Annotated in this window: 23 protein-coding genes; 9 read left to right on the top strand and 14 right to left on the bottom strand. The window is 73.8% G+C overall.

Going from position 1 to position 23,446, the window contains the following annotated elements:
* Positions 1–552 (top strand): MarR family transcriptional regulator, encoded by a 552-nt coding sequence (locus AB0C87_RS23450; protein WP_345176037.1) that lies wholly within the window; start codon positions 1–3, stop codon positions 550–552.
* On the opposite strand, the gene AB0C87_RS23445 is transcribed toward AB0C87_RS23450, so the two are convergent.
* Entirely contained in the window at positions 521–1,315 is a 795-nt protein-coding gene (locus tag AB0C87_RS23445) for a class II aldolase/adducin family protein (protein ID WP_345176034.1), read from the bottom strand. The two genes, AB0C87_RS23450 and AB0C87_RS23445, sit on opposite strands and share 32 nt — an antisense overlap.
* Positions 1,316–1,441: 126 nt before the next feature.
* Here AB0C87_RS23445 and AB0C87_RS23440 point away from each other — a divergent pair, with 126 nt between their 5' ends.
* The 3 genes from AB0C87_RS23440 to AB0C87_RS23430 all read left to right on the top strand — a co-directional run bounded on the left by AB0C87_RS23440 (position 1,442) and on the right by AB0C87_RS23430 (position 3,856).
* Positions 1,442–2,590, top strand: coding sequence for a helix-turn-helix domain-containing protein (locus tag AB0C87_RS23440; protein WP_345176032.1), 1,149 nt, complete (start codon positions 1,442–1,444; stop codon positions 2,588–2,590).
* A 70-nt stretch (positions 2,591–2,660) separates the two neighbouring features.
* Positions 2,661–3,527, top strand: a complete 867-nt coding sequence (locus AB0C87_RS23435; protein WP_345176031.1) for an LLM class flavin-dependent oxidoreductase — start codon at positions 2,661–2,663, stop codon at positions 3,525–3,527.
* Positions 3,527–3,856 carry a multidrug efflux SMR transporter gene (locus AB0C87_RS23430; protein WP_345176028.1) on the top strand — a complete coding sequence of 110 codons (330 nt, stop codon included), beginning with the start codon at positions 3,527–3,529 and terminating at the stop codon, positions 3,854–3,856. The genes AB0C87_RS23435 and AB0C87_RS23430 overlap by 1 nt, the downstream gene beginning before the upstream one ends.
* 11 nt (positions 3,857–3,867) lie before the next feature.
* Here the strand turns inward: AB0C87_RS23430 and AB0C87_RS23425 are convergent, their stop codons facing one another.
* The 3 genes from AB0C87_RS23425 to AB0C87_RS23415 all read right to left on the bottom strand — a co-directional run bounded on the left by AB0C87_RS23425 (position 3,868) and on the right by AB0C87_RS23415 (position 7,014).
* Positions 3,868–4,722 carry an AraC family transcriptional regulator gene (locus AB0C87_RS23425; protein WP_360579471.1) on the bottom strand — a complete coding sequence of 285 codons (855 nt, stop codon included), beginning with the start codon at positions 4,720–4,722 and terminating at the stop codon, positions 3,868–3,870.
* A 36-nt stretch (positions 4,723–4,758) separates the two neighbouring features.
* Positions 4,759–5,508: a hypothetical protein gene (locus tag AB0C87_RS23420; protein WP_345176023.1), complete on the bottom strand. Its 750-nt coding sequence runs from the start codon at positions 5,506–5,508 to the stop codon at positions 4,759–4,761.
* A gap of 96 nt (positions 5,509–5,604) precedes the next feature.
* The gene (locus AB0C87_RS23415; protein ID WP_360579469.1) at positions 5,605–7,014 is read right to left on the bottom strand and encodes an aldehyde dehydrogenase family protein; all 1,410 of its coding nucleotides are present in this window, start codon (positions 7,012–7,014) and stop codon (positions 5,605–5,607) included.
* A gap of 161 nt (positions 7,015–7,175) precedes the next feature.
* Between AB0C87_RS23415 and AB0C87_RS23410 the strand changes: the two genes are divergently transcribed.
* Positions 7,176–8,594, top strand: coding sequence for an alpha/beta fold hydrolase (locus AB0C87_RS23410; RefSeq protein WP_360579467.1), 1,419 nt, complete (start codon positions 7,176–7,178; stop codon positions 8,592–8,594).
* A 57-nt stretch (positions 8,595–8,651) separates the two neighbouring features.
* Here the strand turns inward: AB0C87_RS23410 and AB0C87_RS23405 are convergent, their stop codons facing one another.
* Together AB0C87_RS23405 and AB0C87_RS23400 are read right to left on the bottom strand one after the other, a co-directional pair.
* The gene (locus AB0C87_RS23405) at positions 8,652–9,317 is read right to left on the bottom strand and encodes a hypothetical protein (protein WP_345176015.1); all 666 of its coding nucleotides are present in this window, start codon (positions 9,315–9,317) and stop codon (positions 8,652–8,654) included.
* Between the two features lie 4 nt (positions 9,318–9,321).
* Positions 9,322–10,032, bottom strand: coding sequence for a hypothetical protein (locus AB0C87_RS23400; RefSeq protein ID WP_345176014.1), 711 nt, complete (start codon positions 10,030–10,032; stop codon positions 9,322–9,324).
* Between the two features lie 181 nt (positions 10,033–10,213).
* On the opposite strand from AB0C87_RS23400, the gene AB0C87_RS23395 reads away from it, so the two are divergent.
* Positions 10,214–10,684, top strand: a complete 471-nt coding sequence (locus AB0C87_RS23395; RefSeq protein ID WP_345176012.1) for a hypothetical protein — start codon at positions 10,214–10,216, stop codon at positions 10,682–10,684.
* A 65-nt stretch (positions 10,685–10,749) separates the two neighbouring features.
* Here AB0C87_RS23395 and AB0C87_RS23390 read toward each other — a convergent pair whose 3' ends face one another.
* The 3 genes from AB0C87_RS23390 to AB0C87_RS23380 all read right to left on the bottom strand — a co-directional run bounded on the left by AB0C87_RS23390 (position 10,750) and on the right by AB0C87_RS23380 (position 13,607).
* On the bottom strand, positions 10,750–11,805 hold the full coding sequence (locus AB0C87_RS23390) for an ABC transporter substrate-binding protein (RefSeq protein ID WP_345176010.1): 1,056 nt from the start codon (positions 11,803–11,805) through the stop codon (positions 10,750–10,752).
* Between the two features lie 79 nt (positions 11,806–11,884).
* A complete protein-coding gene (locus tag AB0C87_RS23385) occupies positions 11,885–12,826 on the bottom strand; it encodes an ABC transporter permease (protein WP_345176009.1) in 942 nt (313 codons plus the stop codon).
* Positions 12,816–13,607 carry an ABC transporter ATP-binding protein gene (locus tag AB0C87_RS23380; protein WP_345176006.1) on the bottom strand — a complete coding sequence of 264 codons (792 nt, stop codon included), beginning with the start codon at positions 13,605–13,607 and terminating at the stop codon, positions 12,816–12,818. Before AB0C87_RS23380 ends, AB0C87_RS23385 begins: the two co-directional genes overlap by 11 nt.
* A 212-nt stretch (positions 13,608–13,819) precedes the next feature.
* Here AB0C87_RS23380 and AB0C87_RS23375 point away from each other — a divergent pair, with 212 nt between their 5' ends.
* Positions 13,820–15,448 (top strand): sensor histidine kinase, encoded by a 1,629-nt coding sequence (locus AB0C87_RS23375; protein ID WP_345176004.1) that lies wholly within the window; start codon positions 13,820–13,822, stop codon positions 15,446–15,448.
* Positions 15,445–16,110, top strand: a complete 666-nt coding sequence (locus AB0C87_RS23370) for a response regulator (protein WP_360579463.1) — start codon at positions 15,445–15,447, stop codon at positions 16,108–16,110. The genes AB0C87_RS23375 and AB0C87_RS23370 overlap by 4 nt, the downstream gene beginning before the upstream one ends.
* Here the strand turns inward: AB0C87_RS23370 and AB0C87_RS23365 are convergent.
* From AB0C87_RS23365 to aceA, 5 genes are all read right to left on the bottom strand, one after another.
* Positions 16,059–17,039, bottom strand: a complete 981-nt coding sequence (locus AB0C87_RS23365; RefSeq protein WP_345176355.1) for an ATP-binding cassette domain-containing protein — start codon at positions 17,037–17,039, stop codon at positions 16,059–16,061. The genes AB0C87_RS23370 and AB0C87_RS23365 overlap by 52 nt on opposite strands.
* Positions 17,040–17,051: 12 nt before the next feature.
* Positions 17,052–17,870 (bottom strand): ABC-2 family transporter protein, encoded by an 819-nt coding sequence (locus tag AB0C87_RS23360; RefSeq protein ID WP_345175999.1) that lies wholly within the window; start codon positions 17,868–17,870, stop codon positions 17,052–17,054.
* Positions 17,863–18,651, bottom strand: coding sequence for an ABC-2 family transporter protein (locus AB0C87_RS23355; protein WP_345175996.1), 789 nt, complete (start codon positions 18,649–18,651; stop codon positions 17,863–17,865). The genes AB0C87_RS23360 and AB0C87_RS23355 overlap by 8 nt, the downstream gene beginning before the upstream one ends.
* A 104-nt stretch (positions 18,652–18,755) precedes the next feature.
* On the bottom strand, positions 18,756–20,273 hold the full coding sequence (locus AB0C87_RS23350) for a M1 family metallopeptidase (protein WP_360579460.1): 1,518 nt from the start codon (positions 20,271–20,273) through the stop codon (positions 18,756–18,758).
* A gap of 238 nt (positions 20,274–20,511) precedes the next feature.
* Positions 20,512–21,795: an isocitrate lyase gene (gene aceA, locus AB0C87_RS23345; protein WP_345175993.1), complete on the bottom strand. Its 1,284-nt coding sequence runs from the start codon at positions 21,793–21,795 to the stop codon at positions 20,512–20,514.
* Positions 21,796–21,945: 150 nt separating this feature from the next.
* Between aceA and AB0C87_RS23340 the strand changes: the two genes are divergently transcribed.
* Complete coding sequence (locus AB0C87_RS23340) at positions 21,946–23,382, top strand: helix-turn-helix domain-containing protein (RefSeq protein ID WP_345175990.1); 1,437 nt, start codon at positions 21,946–21,948, stop codon at positions 23,380–23,382.
* Positions 23,383–23,446: the final 64 nt, after the last annotated feature.

Raw genomic sequence — 23,446 nt, 5'->3', positions numbered from 1 at the left:
ATGGACGAGACCGCCGGGCCCCTGCCGCCCCGCCTGCTCGGGATCACCGCGTTCGTGCTCGCCCAGGTCGGGCGGGCCGGACGGGCGCGGATGGGCCGCATGTTGGACGAGCACGGCCTCGGCCTCTGGCACTTCGCCGTCCTGTCCGCGCTGGACGACGCCGCGCCCGCCTCGCAGCGCGACCTGGCCGTCCGGCTGCGCATCGACCCGAGCGACCTCGTCGAGGTCGTGGGCCGGCTGGAGGAGGCCGGGCTCGTCCGCCGCGAGCGCGACCCGGCCGACCGCCGCCGCTACGTGGTCGAGCCGACCGCCGAGGGCCGCGCCGAGCTGGACGAGGTCACCCGCCGCGCGGCCGGGCTGGACGACGAGCTGCTGGCGCCGCTCACCCCGGACGACCGGGCCGCCCTGGAGCGCATCGCCCGCGTCCTGCTCGCCCACCACGACCCGCGGGCGCGGCCGGCGGACGCGAAGGCCCCGGCGCCGCCGAGCGCGCCGGGGCCGGGGCCGGGGGAGGGGCCGCCTACTCGAACAGGTCGGGCTGCTCGCGGGTGATCTGGTCGTAGAGGGGCTGGTAGTTGATCCAGCCGACCAGGTCGTTGCCGATCTGCTCGTGGGTCAGGACGGCGTTGTCGTGCTCGATCGGGACGACCTGCCCCGCCGCCTTGGCCAGCAGCTGCACCTGGCAGGAGCGCTCCATCGTGATGAACCACCACGCGGCGGCGTCCACGGTGTCGCCGACGGTGAGCAGGCCGTGGTTGCGCAGGATGACGGCCTTGTGGCCGCCGAGGGCGGCGGCGATGCGCTTGCCCTCCTCCAGGTCGGTGACGACGCCGGTGTAGTCGTCGAACAGGCCGTGGTCCTGGTAGAACGCGCACACGTCCTGCGTGATGGGCTCCAGCTTCTGCCCGAGAGCGGAGATCGCCCGCCCGTGGGTGGAGTGGCTGTGCGCGGCCGCCACCACGTCCGGGCGCGCCTGGTGCACCTGCGAGTGGATCGCGAACGCCGCCTCGTTGACCGGGTAGCGCCCCTCGACGACCTTGCCCTCGTGGTTCACCAGGATCAGGTCGCTGACCCGGATGTGCTTGAACGACATGCCGAACGGGTTCACCCAGAAATGGTCGGTGCGCTCCGGGTCGCGGGCGGTGATGTGCCCGGCCACGCCCTCCTCGAAGCCGAACTTGCCGAAGACGCGCAGCGCGGCGGCGAGCCTCTCCTTGCGGTGCCGGCGCTCGTCCGCGACGTCGTCGAAGGTGGGCGGCAGCCGGAAGATCAGGTCGGTCGGCAGCTTCTCCAGGAACTCTTCCTCGTCGGACATCGCGCACTCCTTGGCTCGTCTCCCGACCACCGAACACCATGGCCGGCCCTCCCGGCTAGACCGGCGGCGCCCAACGCCCGCACGCCCGGTTGTCCGGAACGGACAACCGGGCCGCACAATGGAGGGATGGAGCCCAGCGCAGGCGACCGGTTCCTGCGGTTGCTGATCGAGCACACCGACGATCCGGTGCTGCTGGAGGCGACGGTCCGCGCCGCCCGCGGCCGGTCGGAGCTGGTGGCGGCGCTGCCGGAGGAGGAGACCAGGCGGCACACCCGCGCCCTGGTGCACGGCGTGCTCACCGCGCTGGAGGACGGCGAGCCGAGCGAGGAGGCGCTCGCGGCGGCGGAGCGGCTCGGCTCGGACCGGGCCCGGCAGGGCGTGCCCGTCGCGGCGTTCCTGGACGGCTTCCAGGCGGGCCGCGCCCACCTCGTCCGGGCCCTCGTCGCCGACGGCCGCCGCAGGGGCGTCCCGGACGCGGCGCTGCTGGACGGCGTGACCCGCATCGACGAGATCACCACCGCGCTGGTGCAGCGGATGGTCCACGCGCACCGGGTCGCCGAGCTGGAGATGGCGCGGACCGTCCGCGAGGGGCGCCTCCAGATGCTCCGGCAGCTGCTGCACGGCGAGTCCGTCCCCGTGCTCGCCCCGCTCGACGCCCGCGCCGCCTACCACTGCGTGGTCTCCGACGTCAGCGACCCCGCCGTGGCGGGACGGCTGGAGGCGGCGCTCACCGCCGGCGGGCCGAGCCTGTGCGGGCTCGTCGACGGGCGGCTCGCGGCCCTCGTCGCCCGGCTGCCCGGACCGCGGGACCCGGTCGCCGGGCCTTCCGGCCCGCTGCTGGTGGCCGCCCCGCCCGCCCGTCCCGGCGAGGTCGCGCCGATGTACGCGCTCGGACGGCGGGCGCTGCGCGCGGGCGCCGCCGCCGGGCTCACCGGGATGCGGGAGCTGGCCGACCTCGCGCTGCTCACCGCCACCGAGGCCGAGCCGGAACTCGGCGGCCTGCTCGCCGGCGCGCTGCTGCCGGGCCTCGACCCCGCCGAGCCGTTCCACCGGGAACTGGCCGAGACCGCGCTGGCCTACCTCGACCACGGCGGCCGGATCGAGCCGACGGCCGCGGCGCTGCACGTCCACGGGAACACCGTGAAGTACCGGATCCGCCGCTTCCAGGAGCTGGCCGGGCGGCCCCTGCTCGACCCCGGTGCGGGCGCGGCGGTCTCCCGGACCGCGAACTGGTGGTGGGCCCTGCACCGGTGGCTTGCGCGGTCCGGTGCGTGAACCGCGGCGATGGCATGTATCTATTGGTGTTGGCGTTCCGCGGGGGGCGCCGGAGAGAACGGAGGAGCCGGTGACCGCACCGAGGATCGGCGCCGTGATGTGGCCCATGCTGTCCTGGCCGGAGGCCGGGGAGCCGTGGCGGCGTGCCGAGGACCTCGGGTTCCGGCACGCGTGGGTGTACGACCACATCGCCTGGCGCGGCACGACGCCCTGGTACGACGCCTACACCACGCTCGCCGCCGCCGCGGCGGTCACCTCCCGCGTCCGGATCGGCACGCTGGTGACCTCGCCGAACTTCCGGCATCCCGTGCCGACCGCGCACGCGATCAAGACGATCGACCACGTGAGCGGCGGGCGCCTGACCGTCGGCGTCGGGGCGGGCGGCACGCGCCGCGCGTCCGACGCCGGGATCCTCGGCGACGACTGGAGCCCGGGCGAGCGCGCCTCCCGCTTCGCCGAGTGGGTGGAACTGCTGGACCGCCTGCTGACCGGCCCCGAGACCTCGTTCGCCGGGGAGTACTACACCGCGCGCGAGGTCGTGCAGGAGCCCGGCTGCGTCCAGCGCCCCCGCGTGCCGTTCGTCATCGCGGGGGACGGGCCGCGCGGGATGCGGCTCGCCGCCCGGTACGGCACGGGCTGGGTGACCAGCGCCCACGGCGAGGGGGACGAGCCGTACGGCATCGTCCGCTCCCGGCTGGAGGCCCTGCGCGCCGCGTGCGACGCCGAGGGCCGCCGCCTCGACGACCTCGTCCTGCTGACCGGCTTCAACGAGGAGCCCTGGCTGGAGTCGACCGGCGCGTTCGCCGACCTGGCCGGCCGCTACGCCGAACTCGGCATCACCGAGATCGCGCTGCACTGGCCCCGCCCCGGCTCGCCGTTCGCGGCGGACATGAAGGTCTTCGAGGCGATCGCCGCCGAGCACGGCGAGGCCCGCTGATGCCCTTCGTCCTGCTCGGCCTCGCGATCGCCTTCGAGGTCACGGCGACGCTGGCGATGCGCGCCTCCGAAGGCTTCACCCGGCTGGGGCCCTCGCTGATCGTGGTGGCCGGGTACCTGATCTCCTTCGTCCTCATGGCCAGGGCGCTGACGTCGCTGAACGTCGGGCCCGTCTACGCCATCTGGTCCGCGCTCGGCACGATCGGCGCGTTCGCGGGCGGCGTCGTGCTGTTCGACGAGCCGGTCAGACCGCTGACCATCGCCGGCGCCGTCATCATCGTGCTCGGCGTCATCGTGATGAACCTGGGCGGCGGCGTCCACCAGAGCTGACCCCGGCCGGCTCAGGCGGAGGCCCCGGCCGGCGCGGAGACGCTCCGCGGCTCCGGCGGGCCGCCGACCAGTTCGGTGGGCGTGCAGCCCGCCAGGGCGCGAAAGTCGCGGTTGAGATGGGCCTGGTCGTAGTAGCCGCACGCGAACGCGGCCTCGGCGGGCCCGGCGCCGCCTCGGAGCAGCCCGACGGCGCGCTGGAAGCGCAGCACCCGCGCCATCACCTTGGGCGGCAGCCCGGCCTGCTCCCGGAACCGGTGGGTGAGGTGCTTGCGGCTCCAGCCGACGTCGGCGGCGAGGTCGGCGACCGGCAGGGAGGGGTCCCCGTCCAGCAGCCGCCACGCCCGGGCCACCTCCCGGTCGGGGACGGGACCGGCGTCGAGGCGGCGCAGCAGGAAGGCGTCCAGGACGGCGAACCGGGCGCCCCAGGTGCGCGCGTCGGCGAGCCGCTCGACCAGCGTCCGCGCCTCCCGGCCCAGCAGGTCGGGCAGCTCGGCGGCGGCGTTGGTGAGCCGCGCCATCGGGACGCCGAGCAGCGTGTAGGCGCCGAGCGGGGTCACGTCGAGCTGGATGCCGCGCTGCCCGCCTGGGCTGAGGTACATGCCGTGGCCGTCGTGCATCCCCGCGACGAACGACCCGTACGCGCGCTCGCGCACCCCCGGGTCGGGGACCTCCAGGTGGAGCGGCGGGCCCAGGTTGAGGATCACCACGGTGGTGCGGGTGGGCAGGGTCCGCATCCGGGACGGCACGGACTCCGTCTCCCAGTAGCCGTCGTAGGAGCGCAGGAACGGGCGCAGCGCCGGGTGGGGGCGGCCCCTCGCCAGGCACCAGCCGCCCCGGTCGCCGAACTCGACCGGCCGCTCGCTCATGAGGCCAGTCCTACCACGCGGGGGCGACAGGGCGGGCTACTCGTACATCTGCCCGCAGACCGCGATGCGGGCCAGATCGCTCCAGCTCATCGTGGTGAGCGCGCGGACGTAGGAGCGCGCCGGCGGCTCGCCGGGGCCGGCCGGCAGCGGCACGCGGGCGCCGTCGGCCGCGTCCCATCCGCCGAGGCTGCCCGCCACGGCGCACTCGAGGTAGGTCGCCGGGTCGAAGTTGTACCAGCGGGCCGGGGTGGCGCGGGCCCCAGAACCCGGAGGGCGGGGGGCCTCCACGCCGAACCGGGCCTGCGGGCCCGGAGGAGCGGCCAGGAAGTCCTCCAGATCGGCGATCTGGGAGAGCAGGACGCGCTCCCAGTCGGCGTACCCCTCCGGCTCGTCTCCGGGCAGCGACAGGTCCTTGCCGCTCCAGGCGGGGTCGAAGGAGGCGGGCGGCGTGACGGCGGCCGCCGCGAACATCGCCGCCACGTCGTCGGGCTCCAGCCGCGCCTGGTCGGCGAGCACGGCGCCGACCTTCCACAGCGAGCGCAGGAACGCCGACAGCGACCACGAGGCCGCCCTCGCCTCCTGCCCGAGATGGAGGAACACCAGGTACAGGTCGCGGTTGGTGCGCACGGCGGGGCCGGGCGGGCCGTCCACCCAGTACATCTGCCGGTGCCGGACGCCGCTCTCCAGGACCATGGCCTGGGCCAGCGCGGAGATGCGGGAGTCGTGCGCCGCGACGCGGAAGACGTTGCCGAGGTCGTCCTGCCGCATGACGTCCCAGGTGTGCATCCGGGTCCTCCAGGGTCGGTGCGGTGATCCACGCTCCCCGTCCGGAAAGTGTGCCACGCCGGGCGGGGCCCGGCCGCCGGGCCCCGCCCGGGGCGCTCAGCCCTTCGAGCGGTGGATCACCTGGAGCTCGGTGAACCCGTACAGGCCCCACGGGCCGTTCTCCACGCCGACGCCGCTCCACTTGAAGCCGCCGAACGGCTGGTGGGGGGCGAGGGCCAGGTGGGTGTTGACCCACGCGGTGCCGCACTCCAGCCGCCCGGCGACCTCGGCGGCCCGGTCGGCGTCGGTTCCCCACACCGATCCGGACAGCCCGAAGTGGGTGCCGTTGGCGCGCGCGACGGCGTCCTCCAGGTCGGTGTACTTGATGACCGGCAGTGCGGGGCCGAACTGCTCCTCGTCCACGATCCGGGCGCCGTCGGAGACGTCGGCGAGGATCGTCGGCTCGAAGAAGTAGCCGGGCCCGTCGATCGGCCCGCCGCCCGCCGCCGCGCGGGCGCCGCCCGCGAGCGCGTCGGCGACCAGCTCGCCGACCCGCTCGTACTGCGGCCGGTTGTTGATCGGCCCGTACTGGACGCCCTCGTCCATCCCGTTGCCGACCCGTGCGGCCTTCGCCCGCTCGGCGAGCGCGTCCACCACGTCCCCGTAGAGGGCCTCCGGGACGTACACGCGCTTGATCGCCGAGCAGACCTGGCCGTTGTTCTGGAACGCGGCGCCGAACAGCCGGTCGGCGACCGCGGCCGGGTCGGCGTCGTCGAGCAGGATCGCCGGGTCGTTGCCGCCGAGCTCCAGCGTGACGCGCTTCAGGTCGGGCGCCGCCGCGGCCGCGACGCGCTTGCCGGTCGCGACGCTGCCGGTGAAACTGATCTTGCGGGGCACCTCGTGGCCGGTCATCCAGGCGCCGAGCTCGTCGCCGCCGGTGACGACGTTCAGCACGCCGGGCGGCAGGACGTCGCGCAGCACCTCGCCGAGCTTCAGGCTCGACAGCGGCGTGAAGGGGGACGGCTTGAGGACCATCGTGTTGCCCGCGAGCAGCGCCGGGGCGAGCTTCCAGACGGCCAGGAGCAGCGGGTAGTTCCACGGGGTGATCGCGGCGACCACGCCCATCGGGCGGCGCACGACCTCCACCCGCGCGCCGGCGTCGTCCTGGATGACCTCGCGGGGCATCTCCAGGCCGGCGAAGTACTTCAGCCACACGCCCGCGCCGACGACCTCCATGGTCGCGTCGGCCAGGGGCTTGCCCTGCTCCAGCGTGAGGATCCGGCCGATCTCCTCGGACCTGGCGAACATGACCTCGGCCGCGGCGAGCAGCGCCTCGCGGCGCGCGGCCTCGTCGCGGCGCCACCCGGCGTAGGCGGCCTGCGCCGCGGCCATCGCCGCGTCGAGCTGCTCCCGGGACGCGTCGGGGGCCTGCTCGGCGACCTCGCCGGTCGCCGGATCGATCACGCCGAAGGCGCCGGGCGCCGTCACGGCCCGGCCGTCGATGGTCATCGAGAAGTTCTCGGACACCTGGGTCCTCCGCTCACGGATTTACCGAACGGGATTCAGTATTCACCCTCGCCGCCGTCCTGACGAGAGCCGCCGGGGCGCGGCGCCGGGTGGCGGGCGGCGACATGACCGGATCCGGCGACATCCCGGCGAGCGCGGGAGTCCGGAGGGAGGATCCCCCCATGCGACCACGTTGCTCAGCGGTGTTAGCCCTCACCCTCGCGCTCCTCGGAGCGGGCGGGGCGACGGCGTCCGCGGCACCCCAAGCGCCCCCCGCCCGGCCGGCCGCGCCCCGGCTGACCGACTCCAGGCCCTGCGCCGGGCAGCCCGGCTTCACCTGCTCGTTCCTGACCGTGCCCCTCGACCACCGCCACCCCGCGGGCGGCCGGACCCTGAGGCTCCAGGTCGCGGCGGCGGACGAGGCGCGCGCGCCCAAGGGCGTCCTGATGTTCCTGACCGGTGGCCCGGGGCAGCCCGGCGTTCCCTTCGTCTCCGGCATCTCCAAGCGCCTGCCGGAGCTGGCGAGGAACTACCGGTTCGTCATGATCGACCAGCGCGGCACGGGGGAGTTCGGCGCCGTCGACTGCCCGCGGCTCCAGGCGCAGGTGGGCGGCAGTGACATCGAGCCGCCCACGCCCGGCGCGGTGAGGGAGTGCGCCGGCGTCCTCGGCGGCCGGCGGCACTACTTCACCACCGAGCAGACGGTCGGCGACCTCGACCTGCTGCGCCGCGCGCTCGGCGTGCGGAGCTGGACCGTGGACGGCGTGTCCTACGGGACCATGACCGGCGCCGCCTACGCCGCGTCCCATCCGGCCGGCGTCAGAAAGCTCGTCCTCGACTCGGTGCTCCCGTTCGTCGACCCGCAGGGCGACGACATGCTCTACCTCACCGGGCTGCGGGCCACCGCGCGCGTCCTGCGCGAGGCCTGCGCCGCCGCGCCCGCCTGCGGCTTCGACCCCGCCCGCGACCTGGCCTGGCTCGCACGGCACCGCCAGGACGCCGTGCGGATCTGGGACATGCTGGTGACCTACGAGTTCCTCGACCCCACCTACCGGGACGCCGGCGCCCTTGGCGGGCTGGGGGACGTCGTCTCGGCGGTCCACGACGCCCGCCACGGCGACGCCGCGCACCTGGACCGCCTGCTCCGGGCGCTCGACTCCGGCGGCGAGGACCCGGCCGAGTACAGCTCGGGCCTGCACATCGCGACGATCTGCGGGGACGGCCGGTTCCCGTGGGGGACGTCCGAGACGCCGCCGGGCGTGCGGAAGGCCGCGCTGGAGCGGGCGCGCAGGCACCTGCCGGCCCGGGCGACCTGGCCGTTCACCGCGGACACGGCGGTCGGCGGCGGGTTCGTCCAGGAGTGCCTGCACTGGCCGTGGGCGCGGCACACGGCCGAACCGCGCCGCGCCGGGCTGTCGGTCCCGGTCCTGCTGGTGAACGGCGACCGCGACCTGTCCACGCCGCTGGAGTGGGCGCGCGAAGAACTGCGCTACGCCCCGCGCGGCACGCTCGTCGTGGTGAAGGGCGCCTCCCACTCCATCCAGAACCGCGAGCGCGGGACCCAGGGCCGCGAGGCGGTCTACCGGTTCCTGAACGGCTGATCCCGAAAGGCGAAAAGGGCGCCCCCGCGATTCCGCGGGGGCGCCCTTTTCGCCGCGTCAGGCGGCGAAGATGCGGTCCATGAGGTCGCGGTAGCCGCGCAGCGCCAGCCGGAGGCGCTCGGTGTCGGCGGCCTCGCCGCCGTCCAGCGCCGCGGTGAGCGAGCGCCGGTGCGCGGCCAGCGCGCGCCCGAGGGCGTCGACGGCCTCGGAGGCCAGGCCGTCCGCCTTGCGCACCGACTCGCCCGGGTCGTCGACGAAGGCGGCCTGGACCTCGTGCCACCGCTCCCGGAACCGCTCGGCCTCGGCCGGGTCGATCAGCTTCTCCTGAACGCCGCCGGACGCGGTGCCCGGGGCGCCGGGGACGGCGCCCGGCCGCTGGGGAGCGGCGTGCTTGGGCTCGCCGTTCTGGACGGGGGTCCCGATCGGGTCGGTGTCCCGGCTGGACGCCTTGACCTGGTTGGCCTCCTGGCTCGGGGTCTTGATCGCGCCCGCGTCCCTGACGGGGGTCCTGGCGCGGTCCGTGCCGCGGTGGGCCGGCACCTGGTCCGGGACCGTGTCCGGCACGGTCTCGGGCGCCTGCCCGCCGGGGGCGGTCGGTGCGGGTCCGGCGACGTGCCGGTCGTCGGTCGTCCCGGGTTCCGCCGTTCCCGCGGCGCCTGCGCGCTCGCCGGTGAGCGGCCCGGCGGCCGCGGGCGTTCCGGTCTCGGGTCGCCTGTGCTCCATCGGGTCAGCTCCTCATGGTTCGGTCGTCGCCGCGCTGCCCGGCGGCAGGGCCGGCGGGGGCGGCGGCGTGCTTGCCGGCGTGGTCGTCGGTGCGCTCCGCGGCGTGCTGCTCGGCGTGCGGAGCGGCGTGCTTCGCGGGGTTCCCCGGGGTGTGCTCCTCGCCCTTGCCGTGGTGGCCCTCGCCGTGCGGGGCGAGCAGCTCCTCGAACAGGGCGCGGTAGTGGACCATCGCCTGGCGCAGGTCCTCGGTGGAGGCCTCCTTGGTCGCGGCCTTCCCGCTGATGGTGTGGGCCCGCCGGTAGTGGTCCAGCGTGCGGCCGTGCTCGACCGACAGGTGGGCGACCTTCTCCTCGAAGCCGTGCGTGGGGTAGCCGCGCTCGCCCATCACCACCGTGACGAGCTGGTCGGCCTGCTCGACCGCCGCCTCGGGGGCGTCGACGAAGCGTTCCTGGACGCGGACCCACTGCTCGCGGTACTCCTCGCGGCGCCGGGGGTCGAGGTCGCGCAGCTCCAGCTCCTGGTGGCGCTGCTCGCGGGAGCGCAGCTCCCGCTCGGCGGCCGCGCGGCCGCCCTCGCGCTCCAGGACCCGGTCGTACTCGGGACCGAACCGCCGCCTGAGCCGCGCCGTGCGTGACCGGGTCGTGGCGAGGTACCCGGCCGCGGCGAGAACGGCGACGACCACCAGGGCGACGACGACCCAAATCGCGGTCGACATTGTTTCCTCCAACGTGCTGTCGGATCGAATGAGACGGCGATGCCCAGCCAAAGGCGTTCAAAACGAACCACCATAAAACGGTACGGATTTCCTGCGGCGTCACCGGCGCGCGTGTTGTGATTGGGGCGCTACCGGAACCCCGCGCCCCGCGGCGGGCGCGTTCGAATGGATGTGATGCGCGGTGCGCCACGCGTTCGGCCTCGTCCTCGGCGTCCTGCTCACCCCCGCGCTGGTGTACGGGGCGGCCTGGGGGTACGTCCAGGCCGGGCAGTCCTTCGACGGCACCGGGCAGGAGATCACCGACCGGACGCGCATCTACGGCGCGTTCGCCCTGCTCGCCGCCGTGGGCCTGGTGACGGGCGTCGTCATCGTCGCGCGGTGGGCGTCGCCGCTGGTCTCGCTGGTGCCGGCGCTGGCGCTGCTCGGCGCGTCCGCCTACTTCCTGGTCGACCCCGGCCACGCCCTCGACCTGCCCGGAAGGGTGCCGCCCGCCGGCGACATGGACTTCGGCCTGCGCATGCTGCTCGGGTCCGGCGTGTACGGGATGATGGGATTCGCGCTGCTGATGCCCGCCTGGGCGCCGCGGCGCTGGGGGTCGGGGCGACGGGAGGATCCCGCCGACGCGGACTTCTCCTCCGCCATGGGACGCTGACGGGCCGGGCCTCCGCGCGAGGCCCGGCCCGCGTCACCGCGTCCGTTCGGGTCAGACGGGCACGATCAGCCCTGCTTCGCGTTGCTGACGAAACGCGTGGTGTAGGTCTCGGCCAGGTCGATCTGCCCCTTCTTCTCCGCGACCTCGGGGGAGAACTGCGCCAGCACCTTCAGGACGTTCTCGGCGGCGTCCGGCTTCATCACGCCGTCCCCGTTGAACATGCTGATCGAGTCGCCGATCGCCTTCTCGTACAGCGCCGGATCGCCGCCCGCGTAGTCCTTCGGCATCTTCGCCGCGATCTCCGCGGGCTTGTGCTGCTTGATCCAGCCGAGCGTCTTGACGAAGGCGTTGGCGAGCTTCTGCACGGTCTCGCCGTGCGACTTCACGTACGCGCAGTCCATGTAGAGCGAGCTGGACGGGTACAGGCCGCCGAGCGCCCGGCGGGTGCCCTCCTCGGTGCGCATCTCGACCATGACCTTGGCCTTGCCGGTGCTGACGAGCTTGGCGATGGTCGGGTCGGTCGTCATGCCGGCGTCGATGCCGCCGTTCTCCATCGTGGCGATGAAGGTCTGGCCCGCGCCCGCCTTCACCGTCGTGTAGTCGGAGGTCTTGACGCCGTTGCGCACGGCCAGCGCGCGGGTGATGAAGTCGGTGGACGAGCCCGGGCTGGTCACGCCGAGCTTCTTGCCCTTGAACCCGGCCGGGGAGGTCAGGGAGCCCGCCTTGGACGCCGAGACCATCTCCGCCTCGCCGGGCACGTCCGCCATCTGCACGACGCTCTGCACGCACTTGCCCTTGGTCTGGAGATGGATGGCGTGGTCGTAGAAGCCGACGACGCCCTGGACGTCCCCGGAGATGAGCACGTTCTCGGCCTGCGCCCCGGCGGGCTCGGTGAGCAGCTGGACGTCCAGGCCCTGCTCCTTGAAGTAGCCGAGCTGCTCGGTCAGCTTGGCGGGCAGGTAGATGACCTTGTCGATGCCGCCGATCATGATTTTGACCGTGCCGCCGGAGCCGCCGTCCGAGCCGGAACCGGCGCGGGAGTCGCGGCAGGCGGACAGGGACGACAGGGCGGTGAGGGCGGCGAGCGCGGCTGCGCCGGCCCGGACGGAGGTGGTGGGCATGGCGGTTCTCCTGGTCGTGCGATGGGGGTGGGAAGGCCCGGGGGCGGGGCCGGGCGAGGTCGGGCGGGGTCGGGCGGGGTCAGATCTGGACGTCGTGCCCGGACGCGGCGGGGCGCCAGCGCAGCAGCCGGCCCTCCAGCAGCGTGAGCAGGTACTCGGCGAGCAGCGCCAGCACCGTGATGATGATCATTCCGGCGTAGATCCCGGCGGCGTCGAAGGTGCCCTGGGAGTGGTTGATGAGCAGGCCGAGGCCCCGGTCGGCGCCGGTGTACTCGCCGACGACCGCGCCGATGATGGCGAATCCGAACGCCGAGTGCAGCGAGGCGAGGATCCACGAGGTGGCGCTCGGCACCACGATCGTCCACAGCACCTGCGTCCGCCCCGCGCCGAGGATCCGCGCGTTGTTGACGAGGTTCCGGTCGACCTCGCGGGCGCCCTGGAAGGCGTTGAAGAAGACCGCGAAGAACACCAGCACGAACGCCGTGGCGATCTTGGACTGCATGCCGAGGCCGAACCAGATGATGAACAGCGAGGCCAGGATGATGCGCGGGATCGCGTTGACGGCCTTGATGAACGGGGCGCACACGTCCGACAGGAACCGGCTCCGGCCGAGCACGATGCCGAGCACGACGCCGCCCGCGGCGCCGAGCGCGAAGCCCGCGACCGCCTCCTGGAGCGTGACCGAGATCTGCTCCCAGATCGACCCCTGCGAGGTGCCCTCGGTGAACCAGTCGACGAGCCGCTCCCAGATCTTCGACGGCATCGAGTAGTAGAACGGGTCGATCCAGTTGCGCGCGGCCAGCTCCCACGACCCGAGCCAGACCACCACGAGCGCGACCCGGACGGCGGTGATGCCGAGGGTGCGGCGCAGCCCGGCCGTGCGCAGCCGCGCGATCGCGGCCACGTCGCCGTGCTCGCTCCGGTCCTCCGGAACGGCGTCGTCCGGAGCGGGCACGGGCCGGTCGGCGGTCTCCGCCGCCGGGGCGGTCTCCGCCTCGCGCGTCCTCGTCTCACGCCGCATGGCCGGCCCCTCTCTCGCGGGTGATCTGGACCTCTTCGCGCAGCGAGTCCCACACCTCGCGGTAGATGTCGAGGAAACCGCCGGTGAGCCGGACCTCCTCGGCGTCGCGCGGCCGCTCCAGCGGCACCTCGAACACGCTCTTGATCGTCGCGGGGCCCGCGGTCATGACCACGACCCGGTCGGACAGCACGAGCGCCTCCTCCAGGTCGTGCGTGACGAACACGACGGCGGCGCCGGACCCCGACCACAGGCGCAGCAGCTCGTCCTGCATGAGGCCGCGGGTCTGGACGTCCAGGGCGGAGAAGGGCTCGTCCATGAGCAGCACGGACGGCTCGTTGACGAGGGTCTGCGCCAGCGCGACGCGCTTGCGCATCCCGCCCGACAGCTGGTGGGGGTAGTAGCCCTCGAAGCCGGCGAGGCCGACCCGCGCGACCCAGTCCCGGGCGCGGTCGCGCGCCTCCCGCTTGGAGGCGCCCCGGTAGCGGGGCCCCGCCGCGACGTTGTCCAGGACGGACCGCCACGGGAGGACGGCGTCGTTCTGGAACATGTAGCCGACCCCGTCGGGGATCCCGTCCACGGGCCTGCCGTGGACCAGGACCCGGCCGGCGGACGCCGGCTCCAGTCCGGAGACCAGGGACAGGGTGGTCGACTTCCCGCAGCCGGTCGGGCCGACCACGGCGACGAACTCGCCCGGCCCCACGGCCATGTGCAGGTCCCTGACCGCCGTGTGGACGCCGCCCGCCGACCGGAAGCGCTTGGTGGCGCCGTGCAGTTCGATCACGGGCCCGGCCGGTCGCCCGGCCCCGTCTCGCTTGGATGATGCTGATGTGGACACGGCGGCACCGTACGGATGTGGCGCGCGTCACCGGAACCCTTGCCCGCGATGTGCTCGCAAGCCGCGAATCCCCTCGTTAAGCGCGATACGCAGGGTTTTGCTCGTTCTGCTCGCCCGGGGGCTGGGCGGCCGGGCCGGCATGGTCTACGGTGCACGTCATGTCCGTCCGGCCCCGCATCACCTTCGCCCGCCAGGTGCTGATCCTGCAGGTCGGAGTGGTCGTGGTGGTGGCGGTCCTCGGGTACGGGCTGGTCGCCTGGATGCTCGACGGCCGGCTCCGCGACCAGTACGGCCAGCGGGCCCTCACGGTGGCGCGCAGCGTCGCCGCCGACCCGCGGATCGCGTCGGCGGTCGCCGCCGGCGACCGCGCCGGGCTCGTGCAGGACCGCGCCGAACGCGTCCGGGCCCGGACGGGGGCGCTGTTCGTCGTGGTGACCGACAACCGCGGCCTGCGGATGTCCCACCCGAACCCGCTGGAGCTCGGCAGGCACGTGAGCACCGACCCCTCCGACGCCCTGGCCGGGCGGGAGGTCGTCCGCGTCGAGCGCGGCACGCTCGGACTGTCCGCGCGCGGCAAGGTGCCGCTGTACGGCCCGGACGGGCGGATCCTCGGCGAGGTCAGCGTCGGGTTCGACGCCCGCGCCATCGACCGGGAGCTCGGCCACGTGCTGCGCGAGATGTCGCTGTTCGTCGCGGGCGCCGTCCTGCTCGGCGTGGTCGCCTCGGTCGCGATCGGCCGCCGGCTGAAGCGGCAGACGCTCGGCCTCGAACCCTACGAGCTGGTGGAGCTCGTCCACGAGCGGGAGGCGGTGCTGCACGGCGTCGGCGAGGGCGTCGTGGCCGTCGACACCGCGGGCCGGATCGCGGTCTGCAACGACGAGGCGTCCCGGCTGCTCGGCGTCGCCCTCAAGCGCGGCGCCCCCGCCGGGGATCTCGCCGCGGAGGGGACGCTGCGCGACGTCCTCACGGGACGCCGCGACGCCGCGAACCTGTTCGTCACCGCGGGGGAGCGCGTCCTGGTCGTCAACCGGCGGGAGGTCCGCAGGCACCGCCGCGACCTCGGCGCCGTCATCACCCTGCGCGACCGCACCGACCTGGAGACCCTCGCCCGCGAGCTGGACTCGGTCAGCACCCTCTTCGACGCCCTCCGCGCGCAGCGCCACGAGTACGCCAACCGGCTGCACACCCTCGCGGGCCTGCTCCAGCTCGGCCACAGCGAGGAGGCCGCCGACTACGTCGGCACCCTGATGGAGGACGCCGCGCGCCGCGCCCCGGCGCCCGACAACCTGCCCGACCCCGTCTCGGACCCCTACCTGCGGGCGTTCCTGTCGGCCAAGTCCGCCGTCGCCGCCGAGAAGGGCGTCCGGCTCGACATCGGCGCCGGCAGCTACGTGCCGGGCCGGGTCGCGGACCCTCTCGACGTGACGACCGTCGTCGGCAACCTCGTCGACAACGCCGTCGAGGCCGCGCGGCTCGGGCCGCGGCGGCCCGCCCGCGTCGAGGTCGAGCTGCTCGGCGACGGCCGCGACCTGCACGCCACCGTCACCGACTCCGGCGACGGGCTGCCGGACGGCCTGCGCGACGCCGTGTTCGACGACGGCGTCTCCACCCGCGACGCCGCGGCGGGCCGCTCGCGCGGGCTCGGGCTCGGCCTGGCGCGCCGCACCGCCCGCGCCCGCGGCGGCGACGTGACGTTCGTGGACGCGGGAACGGGCGGTCCCGGCGGCTGCGGGGCCGTGGCGGTCGCCCGCCTCCCCGGGGTGCTGGGCGCGGAGGCGGTGCGATGATCGACGTGCTCGTGGTGGACGACGACTTCCGCGTGGCGCAGGTCCACGCCGGGTTCGTGGCGGCGCTGCGGGGGTTCGCCGTCGCCGGGCTCGCGCACTCCGCCACCCAGGCCAGGTCCATGGCCGCCGAGCTGCGGCCCGCCCTCGTCCTGCTGGACGTCTACCTGCCGGACGCCTCGGGCCTCACCCTGCTGCCCGACCTGGACGCCGACGTCATCATGGCGACGGCCGCCGCCGACCCCCGCGCCGTGCGCGAGGCCTTCCGGCACGGCGCCCTGCACTACCTGATCAAGCCGTTCACCGCCGCCGCGCTGAACGACCGCCTCACCGCCTACGCCCGGTACCGGGACGCCCTCGCGGGCGGGAGCGAGCTGTCCCAGGAGGACCTCGACGGCGCGGTCCGCGCCCTGTACGCGCCGCTGCACGCCCGCGCGCCCGCGCCCAAGGGCCGGTCGCCGGTGACGACGCGGCTGGTCTGCGACGCATTGCGGCGGGCGGAGGAGCCGCGGTCCGCGGCCGAGATCGCCGACGAGGTCGGCATCTCCCGCGCCACCGCCCAGCGCTACCTCGCGGCGCTCGCCGAGGCCGGGCGGGTCGTGGTGACGCTGCGCTACGGCGCCACGGGCCGGCCGGAGCACCAGTACGCGTGGTCGCCCCGGTAGAGGCCGGCGAGGACGTCCTCGATGCCCGCCTCCCGCAGGGAGATGTCGCGGATGTCGTGGTCGCGGGCCAGCGCGGCGACCACGGCCGCCGCGTTCGCCGCGTTCGGCAGCCGGAGCCACTGCCGCGGCCCCTCGACCCGCTCCGCCTCGATCCCGTCCAGCGTGATCGGCGGGGCCGGCCGCGCGAGCTCCACGACCAGCAGCCGGTCGGCGTCCACGGTGCGGCGCAGCTCCTCCAGCCCGCCGTCGTAGGCGAGCCGGCCGTGGTCGATGATCAGGACGCGGCGGCAGAGCCGCTCGATGTCGCCGAGATCGTGCGTGGTCAGCAGGACCGTGGTGCCGCGCTCGGCGTTGACGCGTTCCAGGAATCCGCGGACGGTCGCCTTGCTCACCACGTCCAGGCCGATCGTCGGCTCGTCCAGGACGAGCAGTTCCGGGTCGTGCAGCAGCGCCGCCGCGAGGTCGCCCCGCATCCGCTGGCCGAGGCTGAGCTGCCGGACCGGGGTGTCCAGGAACGGCTCCAGCTCCAGCAGCGCGGTCAGCTCCGCCAGGCGCTCCCGGTGCGCGGCCGCCTCGACCCGGTAGAGCCGGCGGACGAGCGCCAGGCTGGCGCGCAGCGGCAGGTCCCACCACAGCGTCGTCCGCTGCCCGAACACCACCCCGATGCGGCGCGCGAGCGTCGTGCGGCGCCGCGACGGGTCCAGCCCGCACACCCGCAGGGTGCCCGACGACGCGGTGAGGATCCCGGTCAGCATCTTGATCGTCGTCGACTTCCCCGCCCCGTTCGGGCCGAGGTAGCCGACGAACTCGCCCCGCTCCACCGTGAACGACACCCCGTCCACCGCGCGCACCGTCCTGCGCCCCCGCCGCAGGACGCCCGAGCGTGTCCGCACGGTGAAGGCCTTGGCCACGTCCTCGGCCTCGATCATCGGCACCGGCAATCAGCTCCCTGTCGATCGGTAGTGGCGCAGGCCGGCCCGCCACGCGGCCGCCGCCGCCGCGCACAGCGCCGCGGCGACCGCCGGGGAGGCGAACCGCGCCGCGCCCGGCAGCCCGAGCGGGTCCGGACGGTCCAGGACGTACAGCGCGGGCTGCCAGTTCACGAACGCCAGCGGCACGACGAACGTCACCCCGCGGACCAGGTCGCGGGCGAACACGGTCATCGGGTACTGGGTGAGGAACGCGCCGCCGTAGGTGAGCGACTTGCTCGCCCCGTGGCTGTCGACGAGCACGAACTGGACCGCGGCCGTCAGCACCCACAGCCCGCCGAAGATCGCCGCCCCGGACAGCACCATGACCGGGACCATCGCGAGCCGGCCCGGCGTCCAGTGGACGTCCAGGCGGCCGAGCGCGTACCCGAGCACCAGCACGGCCGGGACGAGCTTGCCGAGCCGCCGCGGCGTGAACCCCTCCGTCGCGATCTGGACCAGCGGGCTCACCGGGCGCACCAGCATCGCGTCCAGCGTCCCCTCCCGCACGTGCGCCCCGAGCCGCTCGGTCGACCCGAGGACGATGTCGGAGAGCGCGAAGGACAGGGCCGACGTGCCGTACAGGAACAGGACCTCGGACACGCCGAACCCGGCGATGCGCGGCGCCCGCGAGAACAGCACCATGATGGCGACCGCGTCCAGGACGGAGACGACCGCCGTGGCCAGGCCCAGCAGCACCATCGACACCGGGTACTGCGCCGCCGCCCGGATCCACGTCCAGGCGAGCAGCCCGTACACGCGCAGCGCGCCGGGCGCCGCGGGGTCAGCCACCGTGGACCACCAGCCTGCGCCGCGCCGCCCGCGTCGCCAGCGCGCCCGCCCCGAGCAGGACGGCCGCCCACCCCGCCTGGAACGCCAGCGCGCCGGCCAGGCCGGCGCCGCCGTACCGGCCGAGGAACACGTCCGCCGGCACCTGGATCTGCGCCGCCCACGGCAGGAGCTCGGCGGTCCGGCCGAGCCGCCCGGGGAACACGACGAGCGGCAGGATCATCCCGGAGAAGAACAGCGACATCACGAGCGTGACGGCGCTCAAACCCCGGTCGTCGTGCAGCCAGAACATCCCCATCGCCACCAGGTAGCGCAGCCCGAAGCTCACCAACGTCGCCAGGACCAGCGCCACCGCGAACGCGGCCAGGTGCGCCGGACCCGGCCAGCGGAACGGGAACGCCAGGGCGCCCGCCAGCAGCGGCGGTCCCGAGCGCAGCACCAGCGAGCTCGCGGCGCGGCCGAGGTCGTGGGCCAGCCACCAGCTCTGCAGCCCGGCGGGGCGGTGCAGGTCGATCGCGACGTCGCCGTTGCGGATGCGCTCGGTCAGCTCCATCCCGCCGAAGATCTGCACCGGCCCGATCAGCGCCTGGGTGACGAAGCAGAAGGTCACGGCGTCGGCGGCCGTGTACCCGCCGAGCGACGGCCGGACCTCCCACAGCGCCAGCAGAACGTAGGCGCGCAGGAAGCCGAACATCATGTTGGTGAGCGACTCGGTCAGGGACCCGAGCGGATAGGCGGTGTGACGGCGGAACCCGTACCACCACACCCACGGAAGGACGCCCACTTGCCGGAAGCCTAGACGGGCGCCCCACCCGCGACCACGTACTTTCGCACATAGACGGGCCCCCGGCGGGTCGCGCCGGGGGCCGGTCCACGTGCGGGACGTGCTCAGCCCTGCGGGATCTCGGGCTTGACGGGGGAGTAGAGCCAGTCCTTGAAGAACCCGCTCAGGTCCTGCCCGGCGACCCGCTGCGCCAGCGCCGTGAACTGCTCGGTCCTGGCGTTGCCGTACTTGTGCTGCGCGTACCACGTCCGGAGCAGGGTGAAGAACCTGTCGTCACCGATCTTCTCCCGGAGGAACTGCAGCATCATGCCGCCGCCGCTGTACACGCGGTCGTTGAACATGGTGTCGCGCTGCGGGTCGGCGGTCAGCACCGACCAGTACGGGCGTCCCGCCGCGTCGGGGAACGGGCGGGCGGCGTAGGTGGCGCGGGCCGCGTCGTGCACGGAGCGGCCGCCGCGCACCTCGGTGTAGTACCACGCGGCCCAGGTGGCGAAGCTCTCGTTCAGCCAGACGTCCTTCCACCGCGCGGGCGAGACCGCGTCGCCGTACCACTGGTGCGCCAGCTCGTGCGCGATCGTGCCGGTGCTCCGCACGGCCGAGTACACGGGCTTGCTCTGCGTCTCCAGGGAGAACCCGAGCGGCTGGCCGTTGAAGCGGGCGTCGTCGGCGATCGCGCCGGTGCTGCCGAACGCGTACTCCCCGAACGTCTTGGACCAGAGGTCGGTGACCTCGCTGGTGGTGTCGTAGAAGAAGCTCACCGCGTCCGGCTGGGCGGCGAGCAGCTCGGGGTCGACGGCCGTGTAGTTGGGGACGCCGCGCGGCGTCCGGCCCTGCCTCACGTCCCACCTGCCGATGTCGATCGTGGTGAGGTAGCTGGCCATCGGGCTGTCCTCGCGCCACTTGAAGACCTCGGCGGGGGTCTTGGACGCGCGGCGGCTGAAGCCCGCGACGGCGGAGCGGTGCCCCGCCGGGCGGCCGTTGGCGACGGCCGTCAGGCCCTTCGGCACCGTGATCGTGTAGTCGTAGGTGGCCTTGTCGCTCGGGTGGTCGTTGACGGGGAACCAGGTGCTGGCGCCGTTCGGCTCGCCACCGACGAACGCGCCGTCGGGGGTGTGCAGGAAGCCGTAGGGGGACCCGAAGACGATCGGCGAGCCCACGATGGTCTGCGGCACGCCGCCGTACCTGATGACCGCGGTGAAGGTCCGGCCCTTGCGCAGCCCGTGCCGGGGCGTGATGACCAGCTCCTGGCCGCGCCGCTGGTAGCGGGCCTGGCCGTGGTCGACCCAGACCTTGTCGACGTCCATCCCGGACAGGTCGAGGTCGAACCGCGACAGGTTCTGGGTGGCGCGCGCGGTCACGGTCACGGTGCCGTCGAGCTGGTCGTAGTCGGGGTCGTAGCGCAGGTCCAGCGAGTAGTGGCGGACGTCGTAGCCGCCGTTGCCCTCCAACGGGAAGTAGGAGTCGCCGACGCCGGGGGCGCCGGGGGTGAAGCGCCCGTACTGGCCCTGCCCGTCCGCGGAGGCGGCGGGCGCGAGCGCGACGACGCTCACCGCGGCGACGGCGAGCGGAAGCATCCAGCCGGGGATCGCCCGGGACCGGATGAACCGGGGGTCACGCGCCATCAGGGGTCCTCTCAGAGAGATCGACTAGCGGGGCTCACGATGCGCCCGCCCGGCGGCGTTTGTCGAGATCCGTTGCCGAATGTGGCCGGAACGTGAGGGACGCACGAGGGTGGTGAGAGGGACGGCGCGGGGGTGTGCCGGGACGCCGTAAGGCCCCCGCGGGTGTAGGAACGCGGGGGCCTTAGGGGTCCTGGGGATCAGGCCGGAGAGCGGGGCCGGCGGCGCCGGCCGGCGTGGGTCAGTGGAACTGGCCCTCTTCCGTCGAGCCCTTCAGCGCGGTGGTGGAGGAGTCCGGGTTGATCGCGGTGCTGACCATGTCGAAGTAGCCGGTGCCGGCCTCGCGCTGGTGCTTGACCGCGGTGAAGCCCTTCTCGGCCGCCGCGAACTCGCGCTCCTGGAGGTCGACGTAGGCGGTCATGCCCTCGCGGGCGTAGCCGTGCGCCAGGTCGAACATGCCGTAGTTGAGCGCGTGAAACCCGGCCAGGGTGATGAACTGGAACTTGAAGCCCATGTGGCCGAGCTCGCGCTGGAACTTGGCGATGGTCGCGTCGTCCAGGTGCGCCTTCCAGTTGAAGGAGGGCGAGCAGTTGTAGGCCAGCATCTGGTCCGGGTACTCGGCCTTCACGGCCTCGGCGAACCGGCGCGCCTGCTCCAGGTCCGGGGTGCCGGTCTCCATCCAGATGAGGTCGGAGTACGGCGCGTAGGCCTTGGCGCGGGCGATGCAGGGCTCGATGCCGTTGCGGACGCGGTAGAAGCCCTCGGCGGTGCGCTCGCCGGTGGTGAACTCGCGGTCGCGCTCGTCCACGTCCGTCGTGATCAGGGTCGCGGCCTCGGCGTCGGTCCGCGCGATGATCAGAGACGGCACGTTGGAGATGTCCGCCGCGAGGCGGGCCGTGTTGAGGGTCTTGACGTGCTGCGAGGTCGGGATGAGGACCTTGCCGCCGAGGTGGCCGCACTTCTTCTCGGAGGCCAGCTGGTCCTCCCAGTGCACGCCCGCGGCGCCCGCGGCGATCATGCCCTTCATCAGCTCGAAGGCGTTCAGCACGCCGCCGAAGCCGGCCTCGGCGTCGGCCACGATCGGGGCGAGGAAGTGCGTGTCGCCCTCACCCTCGGCCCACTGCACCTGGTCGGCGCGCAGCAGCGCGTTGTTGATGCGGCGCACGACGGCCGGAACCGAGTTCGCCGGGTAGATGCTCTGGTCCGGGTAGGTCTGGCCCGCCAGGTTGGCGTCCGCCGCGACCTGCCAGCCGGACAGGTAGATGGCCTTCAGGCCGGCCTTGACCTGCTGGACGGCCTGCAGCCCGGTCAGCGCGCCGAGGGAGTGGACGTAGTCCTCCTCGTGCAGGAGGGTCCAGAGCCGCTCGGCGCCGAGACGCGCGAGAGTGTGCTCCTCCTGGACCGATCCGCGGATCCGGACGACGTCCTCGGCCGTGTAGGTCCGCTCGACGCCCTTCCAACGCGGGTCGGACTCCCACTGCCGCTGCAGCTCCTCGGCTGCGCCCTTGAGGCGACTGTCGCTCATCTTCTCGCCCTTCCGTGTCGTCCCCTGGGTGCTTGCTCACGACTATGCCCCCGGTGCAAGCCCGTTATGAACTGGCGAGTAACGAAAGAAGTGCGATATTTCCGCTATGATGAAGCTGTGACGACCTTGCGGACAGAAGAACCTCTCAACTTGACGAGCGACGTTGATCTCGTCACGTTCGGGCAGCGGCTCCGCCATCTGCGGCGCGCCCGCGGCCTGACGCTGTCGGAGCTCGGCGAGCGCGTGGGCCGCGCCCCGTCCCAGCTCTCCCTGCTGGAGAACGGGCGGCGCGAGCCCAAGCTGTCGCTGCTGCAGGCCCTCGCCGCCGCGCTGGAATGCCCGGTGGAGGAGCTCCTGCGCCGCCAGCCCCCCAGCCGGCGCGCCCAGCTGGAGATCCAGCTGGAGGAGGCGCAGCGCGACCCGCTGTACCGGACGCTCGGCCTGTCGCACCTGAAGGTCGGCAAGCGCATGCCGAACGAGGTCATCGAGCACATCCTCGCGCTGTACGGCGAGCTCCGGCGCAGCCGCACCAAGCCCACCGCGAGCCCCGAGGAGGCCCGCAAGGCCAACGCCGAGCTGCGCCGCCAGATGCACGAGCGCGGCAACCACTTCGCCGACATCGAGCACGTCGCGTCCCAGACCCTCGACGCGGTCGGGTACCGGCGCGGCGCGGTCTCGCAGGGGCTGCTGATGACGCTGGTCGGGCACTTCGGCTTCAGCCTCCAGTACGTCCAGGACCTGCCGCGCTCGGTCCGGTCGATCACCGACCTGCGCAACCGGCGGATCTACCTGGAGCGCGAGCAGCTCGGCATGCACACGCCGCGGACGATCCTGCTCCAGACCCTCGGGCACATCGCCCTCGACCACGACCAGCCGCGCGACTTCGCCGACTTCCTGCGCCAGCGCGTCGAGGCCAACTACTTCGGCGCCGCGATCCTGATGCCCGAGCGCAGTGTCGTCCCGTTCCTGCAGGAGGCCAAGGCCGCCCGGGAGCTGTCGGTGGAGGACCTGGCGGACGTCTTCTCCGTCTCCTACGAGATGGCCGCGCACCGCTTCACCAACGTCGCGACCCACCACCTCGACCTCCAGCTGCACTTCACCAAGAACGACGAGAACGGCACGATCTACAAGGCGTACGCCAACGACGGCCTGGCCTTCCCCCAGGACGAGGACGGCGCGATCGAGGGCCAGCGGATGTGCCGGGAGTGGGCCGGGCGGCACGTGTTCGGCGCCGCGGACCGCTTCTCCGTCTACTACCAGTACACCGACACCCCGAACGGGACGTACTGGTGCCTGTCGCACATCGACCCCAGTCACGAGCGCGACTTCGCGATCACGCTGGGCGTCCGGTTCGAGGACTCCCGCTGGTTCCGCGGCCGGGAGACGACCCGGCGGGTCAGGTCGGCCTGCCCGGACGGCGACTGCTGCCAGCGTCCCCCGAAGGCGCTGTCGGACCGGTGGGAGGGGATGGCGTGGCCGTCGGCGCGCGCCCACTCGCACGTCCTCTCGGTCCTCCCGCCGGGGGCGTTCCCCGGTGTCGACGAGGCCGACGTCTACGAGTTCCTGGACCGGCACGCCGCCGAGTGACAGGCGTGTCCTGACCCGTGGCCCGGCGCGGACGGCGGCGCCCGCCCGCGTGTTACCCGTGGTA

The organism is Actinomadura sp. NPDC048021 (assembly GCF_040653135.1).
GTDB lineage: Bacteria > Actinomycetota > Actinomycetes > Streptosporangiales > Streptosporangiaceae > Spirillospora > Spirillospora verrucosospora.
Note: the sequence above shows the minus strand (reverse complement) of the source record. Positions and strands in the feature narration are given on the sequence as shown.

Bases quoted from the DNA above. Each gene is read 5' to 3' on its own strand.
- AB0C87_RS23375 (WP_345176004.1), top strand. From the start codon at position 13,820: ATGTCCGTCCGGCCCCGCATCACCTTCGCCCGCCAGGTGCTGATCCTG.
- AB0C87_RS23365 (WP_345176355.1), bottom strand. From the start codon at position 17,039: ATGATCGAGGCCGAGGACGTGGCCAAGGCCTTCACCGTGCGGACACGC.
- AB0C87_RS23425 (WP_360579471.1), bottom strand. From the start codon at position 4,722: ATGAGCGAGCGGCCGGTCGAGTTCGGCGACCGGGGCGGCTGGTGCCTG.
- AB0C87_RS23370 (WP_360579463.1), top strand. From the start codon at position 15,445: ATGATCGACGTGCTCGTGGTGGACGACGACTTCCGCGTGGCGCAGGTC.
- AB0C87_RS23420 (WP_345176023.1), bottom strand. From the start codon at position 5,508: ATGCACACCTGGGACGTCATGCGGCAGGACGACCTCGGCAACGTCTTC.
- AB0C87_RS23445 (WP_345176034.1), bottom strand. From the start codon at position 1,315: ATGTCCGACGAGGAAGAGTTCCTGGAGAAGCTGCCGACCGACCTGATC.
- AB0C87_RS23385 (WP_345176009.1), bottom strand. From the start codon at position 12,826: ATGCGGCGTGAGACGAGGACGCGCGAGGCGGAGACCGCCCCGGCGGCG.
- AB0C87_RS23430 (WP_345176028.1), top strand. From the start codon at position 3,527: ATGCCCTTCGTCCTGCTCGGCCTCGCGATCGCCTTCGAGGTCACGGCG.
- aceA (WP_345175993.1), bottom strand. From the start codon at position 21,795: ATGAGCGACAGTCGCCTCAAGGGCGCAGCCGAGGAGCTGCAGCGGCAG.
- AB0C87_RS23450 (WP_345176037.1), top strand. From the start codon at position 1: ATGGACGAGACCGCCGGGCCCCTGCCGCCCCGCCTGCTCGGGATCACC.
- AB0C87_RS23350 (WP_360579460.1), bottom strand. From the start codon at position 20,273: ATGGCGCGTGACCCCCGGTTCATCCGGTCCCGGGCGATCCCCGGCTGG.
- AB0C87_RS23410 (WP_360579467.1), top strand. From the start codon at position 7,176: ATGCGACCACGTTGCTCAGCGGTGTTAGCCCTCACCCTCGCGCTCCTC.
- AB0C87_RS23390 (WP_345176010.1), bottom strand. From the start codon at position 11,805: ATGCCCACCACCTCCGTCCGGGCCGGCGCAGCCGCGCTCGCCGCCCTC.
- AB0C87_RS23440 (WP_345176032.1), top strand. From the start codon at position 1,442: ATGGAGCCCAGCGCAGGCGACCGGTTCCTGCGGTTGCTGATCGAGCAC.
- AB0C87_RS23405 (WP_345176015.1), bottom strand. From the start codon at position 9,317: ATGGAGCACAGGCGACCCGAGACCGGAACGCCCGCGGCCGCCGGGCCG.
- AB0C87_RS23400 (WP_345176014.1), bottom strand. From the start codon at position 10,032: ATGTCGACCGCGATTTGGGTCGTCGTCGCCCTGGTGGTCGTCGCCGTT.